The organism is Bradyrhizobium sp. Tv2a-2, from assembly GCF_000472425.1.
GTDB lineage: Bacteria > Pseudomonadota > Alphaproteobacteria > Rhizobiales > Xanthobacteraceae > Bradyrhizobium.
The window spans coordinates 1-6,156 of sequence record NZ_AXAI01000066.1 but is presented as its reverse complement, the minus strand read 5'-3'; the positions used below and the strand labels follow the sequence as shown (position 1 = coordinate 6,156).

Below are 6,156 nucleotides of genomic sequence, written 5' to 3'. Positions count from 1 at the left end.
AAGTATTGTCGAGTGGGCCGAGGGAGTTTCACCCTCAGCCCCTCACAGAATCGGACATGATACTCTCGCATCATCCGGCTCTTGTCACCCAACCGTTGCGTGGCCAAGGCGCGCCCAGTGGACGAAGAAAGAGGGATAGCGCTTCGCAATACTGTTCAGTCGCCGCAAGCTCCGTCCTCGGTGCCTTTTGAGCGACTTGTACTTCCGCCGGAGCCAGGCTCCGAGACGTTCATCAAAGTACGTGAACAGCTTCCACATTTCCGTTGGATAGAAACGCCCATAATACTGCCACCACCCTTGAAGGGTCGGATTGAGTATTCGGGCTATGTCAGCCAACGGAAGCGGCGCATGCTGTGGCAGGCGCCAGCTCCTTATCCGCTCCCGCATGCGTTTGAGCGCCTGCGGGCCAGCTGCGGGAAGGAAGCACGTGAAGAGCTTTCCCCAACGGTTCTTCGCCATACGGGGTCGGAAGGTGAAGCCAAGGAAGGTGAACTGGACTTGCGGATGTGTCCCGCGTCGATTGCTGTCCTTGCAGTAAACCACTTGGGTCTTTTGCGGGTGCAGCGTCAGATGACAGTCGGCCAACCTTTTCTCCAAAACCGCCTTCAGATGCTCCGCCTCTTGCCGTGTCCGGCAATGGCAGATTGCATCATCGGCATAGCGCTCGAACGGAATGCGCGGAAACGTCCGACGCATCCACGTATCGAAGCTATAATGCAGAAAAAGATTCGCCAGCAGCGGGCTTACCACTCCACCTTGCGGTGTTCCGGCTTCCCGTTTCTGGATGGTCCCATCTGGCATCTCTACCGGAGCCTTCAGCCATCGTTCGACGTAGAGCAAAACCCAGGGCTCCTGACAGTGCTTCCGAAGCGCTCTCACCAAAAGGGCATGATCGATCGTGTCGAAAAAGCCTTTGATGTCGAGGTCCAAAACCCAGTCATAGTCCCAGCATCGCTTGCGCGTTTGCTCGATCGCCTGATGCGCTGATTTTCTCGGCCGATAGCCATAGGAGTCAGGATCAAACACTCGATCCAACCCCGGTTCCAGATACTGCTTGACCACCATCTGTGCGACGCGGTCCGCGACCGTCGGAATGCCCAATGGGCGGATGCCGCCATTGGCTTTGGGAATCTCCACGCGCTTGACCGCAGGCGGGAGATAGCTTCCCGACGCCATGCGATTCCAGAGCTTGTAGAGGTTATTCCCAAGGTCCTGCGCGAATTCGTCCAGGCTCTGGCCATCGACGCCCGCCGCCTTTCCATTCCCTGCCACCAGCTGGTAGGCCTCCCAGACCATACGTTTGGTGATCGGCAACGGTTTGTCCGGCGTCATGACGCTCCTCCCGACAAAGCCGGTTGGCGTCCGATGTCGGACAGGATAACGCAGCCCCTTCGCTCCATGGCCATTACAGCCACTTCAGCGCTACTACAGGCTGCTCCGCCCCTGTCTCGGGTTTTGGTATTCTCCCTCGTGGTGTGCGCCACTTGCGGATTTCCCTTAACACCCCGAGCCAGGTTCCCTCGTTCCGGATTGAAGCCTGTGATGAGATCATGCCACCTATACACCGGCTGCCGCGTGGACCGTAAGCAGGTATCGCCCACACTCTTCCCAGCATCATTACCACGATGCTCGTTTTGACAGCGTCTGGACCCATTTCGATGCGTCATCGGCCGTTCGCTTGCGCTCATCTTCTCATCACTCACCTGACGGCGTAGCCCGCCGCCTTTTCCCCCAGCGCTCACCACCACGTCTCTTAAACGCAGCAGCCTGGAGTGGTTTGAAGCCTGCCCCTGCAGGCCGGCTCCGGGAGGCCAACTCCCATCTTCAACACAGTTCTGCCGGCAGATACGCACCGGCTACGAGGCACACGGTAATAGGGGTTCTCGATCCAGCGGGCGCACAACACCTCATCTGACAGGTTGTGCATATGCTTCAAAATGAACAGGCCGGCTACAAGTCGCGTCGGAAGGCCAGGTTGCCCCGATCCTGCCTGGCACACCGAGCTGAAGCGCTCATCCAGGACGTTCCAGTCGATCAGCGCCGCCAACCGCACCAGCGGATGGCCCATATCGATGATTTGCTCGAGCGCCGGAAGCAACAGGTCTTTCTGGCGACCATCCCGCGGTTTGCTCATCGCCTTCCCCAATGTCGATGACCCGCCGTCAGGGAATCACGAATCGCTAAAAACCAAAATACCAAAACGCAGGAAAACGAGGTCTGACGCCCAGCTTTCCTGCAAAATCAAATACTATATCAAGACCGATTCCGCTTATTCCCCAGCCCGATCTGCATTCTTCACGGACGACACATCTAGTCTTACGATCCCTCTTCGCCTGCACTCAATCCTGAGCCTTGCTGCGCCAAAGAAGTCGCAGGCTGCCGGCGGCAATTTGCCTAACCGGCGCGCAGCCTCCTCTTCCAAATCCTCCAGGTCGTCTTCGCTCCAACACCTGGCGGCGCGACCATAGATTTCGAGCCGCACCGCTTCCGACTGTACGTAGTTAGTGGGCAGCATATCGGCGAGGGGCAGATTCAGATCGGGCACCCAGAGGTCGGCTGCTCTGTCGCTGGTCTTTTCCGAGGCTAATTTCAGAAGATGACTGTACAACACCGGTCCGAACACCTGCACACGGCCGGACTGCCACTCCGGAAGAGGTCTCGGGCTCCTCTGAGATCGAGATCTCGCTCGCTGACAGCGAGGCCGCGGGTCTGCTGAACCTCTCCAGAACGGCCAGACGCTTTTCGGCAAGCAGATAAGCGAACGCATGAGTTCCGCCTCGTCCTACTCGCCCCCGTAGCTGATGAAGCTGCGCCAGACCGAACTTTTCGGGCCAGCAGACGACGATGGTGTCCGCCCGGGGAATACTGAGGCCGGTCTCCACAATATTGGTCGCCAAGAGAACGTCCGCCTCGCCTTCACGAAGCTCATCATTCGGTCGTCGATCTCATCGACGGGCAACTTGCCGTGAAGACAGATGATGCGGAGATCCGGAGTCGCCGACCGGACCCGTTGCAACATCGGGTCCAGGTCCTGAATGCGGTCGCCGCGTGATGGTCTAGCGCAGACTGCGCGATTGAAGAAGCTCGGCTTGCTCAAGCCTGCGCACCAACCAACGCCGGCACCCGAGGACCTTGCCCTTTCTGGATCCAGGCTGAGGCTGAGCTCTCTTCAGAGAGCCGCATTGCGCGCAGAGAATTCAATCCTAGCCTGCATCCCCTGGAGCAACGCCTCGGCCGAAGCTGTCGATATACCTGAGCTGCCTTCCGACCTGCGAGCGCACGCGCTCGATTTTCATCCGGATGATGTCGGTGTCCGCCCCCAACTCTCAAACTGAAAACACGCCCATGATTCGTCGAAGACAATATTAACCAAACCCGCTGAGACGAGACTGCGCTCACCTCACGCAAGCACATTTGGCAAAATTGGGGCCTCGCTCCGACAAACGCAACGAAAGAGCTTGTTGTTAGTCCGCCGCGCAATGTTAGTTAGAGATTTGTTCGTGTCGTACGATGACCCTGGTCGTCTCATTTTGATTTTTGGACACCGATTTTTATTCTTGCACTTTTCAGTAAAGACCGTAGTTCTCTAACTCAGGGCAGGCCGCGGATAAGCCAGAGTGGAGAGAATGAAGAACCGCGATCTGAAGACAATGTCTACCGATGAACTGTGGAAGGTTTACGAGCAGGTGGTTAAGGAGCTCACGTGCAAAATAGGCGCGGAGAAAGCAAGACTGGACGATCGTCTAAGAAGGATCTCCGTTCCGGTTCTTACGGCGGAGGCGCATGACCGCCCGCGCCGACCGTATCCCAAGGTCCTTCCGAAGTATCGCAATCCCAACAATCCGGACCAAACCTGGGCTGGCCGTGGGAAGGAACCGCGTTGGCTTCGGGCGCAACTGCGGTCCGGCAAGAAGCTGGACGACTTGTTGATTTCGGGCTCCGCAGCCAAGTAACCCCTCGTGCGATCGCGCAACTTGCGCGAAGATCAGAAAGTGGCCGCACCCTGCTGGTCGCGGTGAATGCCGCGACCGACGTTGGACAAGCCCCCACTGGCAGGCCTGCGCGCGGGCCGTTTTGCCTGCGTTGAGGAGGCTTCGACCTTGGCTTTGAGGAGTGCGGCAATGACGATCTCGGGCGCGGTCACAAGAAGCTTGCTCTGCTCACCGCCAGCAAGATCGGTCCACTTGAGCGGGGTCTTGAACGCCTTGGCGGGCTTGAAGTCTGCGGTCGGCTTGAAGATTTCGATCTTGAGACGGCAACGCCATCCTCGACGAACAAATGCAACCAATGCTCCGCGGCAAATTCCGCCGGTGATGACTTTGATCTTAGTCTCCTCCGTGTGGGTTGAAGGAGATTCGGACACCGAAAACAGCGCTCGGGTCGGACCAAAGGGATTGGTAATCGCAGCGGAATGGATCGGAAGGTTTGGTATTCGCCACGCATTCGAAATGCGCCGTCCGGAAGTGGCTGCGACGATTGTCCATCACCTCCGTCCGAAACGTACCAACTGTTCGATCGCCGTTGTCTGGCGGCTCGCCCCGCGCGTGTTTAGATTTCATCGCGGCGCAAAAACCGAACGCGGGCGTTGTTGGGCGCTCGACGTTTTATTGTTCTGATAAGGACGAAGTTTATGTTCGCAAATATGTAAGACCGCATCGCCAAAGACGATCGCAGGGTCCTTACCCAGAGCGGGTTGCGGATATGACACACGGGGCGGGATTTGTGGTGACTATCACGTCTTCACGGACCCAGAGAAGCGCAGGAGGTTCAGACGGAAATCTCAGCCGGCAATCAAGTCGCCAAGGCAGAGCGGAAAGAAGAAGTTAGACAGAAGTAGTCACCTTTGATCGTTGGGGCACTACCCATTTATGGCGCAAATGTCAGTGCAATGCGGTCTATGATCTAACGGAGCACGTTGCTCGCGCGGCGAGATCGAAGCTTTTGACTGCCGTTTATTCGGAGCCACCGCCGAAAGGTGGAGTTCGGCCTTGGGCCTCGCTACGGATTGCTAGCGGGACCAGTTCGTCAGCCAAACGAGGACGATGACGGCATTGGTCGCGTCGCCTTGGCGGGCCAGAGGTAATTGCGGCCCATTCCCTGCCAAATGTCGCGATCCGCGAGGCCGTCGTCAAGACAGGCCGACATTCCCCCCGTGTTGCGCAAGGTGCTGGACGACACCCGATGCTCGGACTTGAGGGGTACCGATATCCGGCTCGATGGCTGAGCGCCTGCGCAACTCGCGTTTGATCTTAGGCGTCAACCTTCTCAATCAGGTGGCAGTTTCTGCAGCCCGGCATCGATTACCGCGATCTCGTGCTCGAGCTGTCGAATAGGAACGCTCACTCCCGACTGGCCTTGGAGCTCGAGCATGGCGCGTTGGCGCTGCAGCTTCATATCTTCGAGCCGCAGGCGGTTTCTCATGGAAACGAAAACGTTGACGATCTGGTCAATAGCCGTTGGCACGTCGCTTCTGCCTGTCGCTCGCTTATGAATGGGATGGTGACAGAAATCGGCCCAAAGAAAAAGCCCACCGGCGGACCGGCAGTCTCGCTTTGCAGCCTGACCTGCGGCCTGCGGTGATTGACGCGTAATCCTGGCGAGCGATAAGACGGCGATGCGGAAGGCTATCTCGTGCCAAGCCGTCTCACCGAGCTCAAAGAGTCCAGCAATCGGTGTGGTGGTGATGTATTCGAGAGCATGCGGCGGTGACAGATTCGGTCCGAGCCATTCCCCGAGCTGATTGCTCCGCCGCGTCGCGGGCCTGCTCGCCTCAGCGCGACCGGGGGCGATATTTGCTGAGGCCCTCTCGCTAATATCGACGCCCGTGAGTTCCTCCTGGGCCGCAATCGACTTATTGGACCTAACTGACGATCTTTTTCATCATTGCAGGTCTAGGTGTTTAGTCCCGGCATTTGCTGGAGCGGATTGAGTTTGAATCGTTCTGGCTGGGAAGTCCAGCATTTGCAGATGTATTCGTAAGGCGTGAGGCCCTTCAGGGTCTTCNGCCGCCGAGCGTAGTTGTAGGCGTTGATGAAGTCGGCAAGGTGAGCTTGGAGCTGATCGTGTCGATCGTAGTGGTAGCGTTGGACGGTCGCTTCCTTGATCGTGCGGTTCATGCGCTCGACCTGGCCATTGGTCCAGGGATGCTTGATCTTG

The 6,156-nt window shown here is 57.8% G+C and carries 5 protein-coding genes and 2 pseudogenes; 2 read left to right on the top strand and 5 right to left on the bottom strand.

Annotated features, from left to right (window positions below; translation table 11 throughout):
- Positions 1–84 precede the first annotated feature (84 nt).
- The 3 genes and pseudogenes from ltrA to A3AI_RS47110 all read right to left on the bottom strand — a co-directional run.
- Entirely contained in the window at positions 85–1,332 is a 1,248-nt protein-coding gene (ltrA, locus tag A3AI_RS0141530; RefSeq protein ID WP_024520505.1) for a group II intron reverse transcriptase/maturase, read from the bottom strand.
- A 535-nt stretch (positions 1,333–1,867) separates the two neighbouring features.
- Positions 1,868–2,134, bottom strand: a pseudogene (locus A3AI_RS44900) (transposase); the annotation flags it as partial.
- Between the two features lie 171 nt (positions 2,135–2,305).
- Positions 2,306–3,040: pseudogene (locus tag A3AI_RS47110) on the bottom strand (helicase-related protein); the annotation flags it as partial.
- A gap of 586 nt (positions 3,041–3,626) precedes the next feature.
- Here A3AI_RS47110 and A3AI_RS0141500 point away from each other — a divergent pair.
- Positions 3,627–3,953 carry an H-NS histone family protein gene (locus A3AI_RS0141500; protein ID WP_024521086.1) on the top strand — a complete coding sequence of 109 codons (327 nt, stop codon included), beginning with the start codon at positions 3,627–3,629 and terminating at the stop codon, positions 3,951–3,953.
- 32 nt (positions 3,954–3,985) lie between these two features.
- Here the strand turns inward: A3AI_RS0141500 and A3AI_RS0141495 are convergent, their stop codons facing one another.
- Positions 3,986–4,363, bottom strand: a complete 378-nt coding sequence (locus A3AI_RS0141495; RefSeq protein ID WP_156928185.1) for a hypothetical protein — start codon at positions 4,361–4,363, stop codon at positions 3,986–3,988.
- A 1,013-nt stretch (positions 4,364–5,376) separates the two neighbouring features.
- Between A3AI_RS0141495 and A3AI_RS48605 the strand changes: the two genes are divergently transcribed.
- Complete coding sequence (locus A3AI_RS48605) at positions 5,377–5,580, top strand: hypothetical protein (protein ID WP_156928184.1); 204 nt, start codon at positions 5,377–5,379, stop codon at positions 5,578–5,580.
- A gap of 311 nt (positions 5,581–5,891) precedes the next feature.
- Here the strand turns inward: A3AI_RS48605 and A3AI_RS0141485 are convergent.
- On the bottom strand, positions 5,892–6,156 hold a 265-nt coding region (locus A3AI_RS0141485), incomplete at its 5' end, for an integrase core domain-containing protein (RefSeq protein ID WP_024521083.1).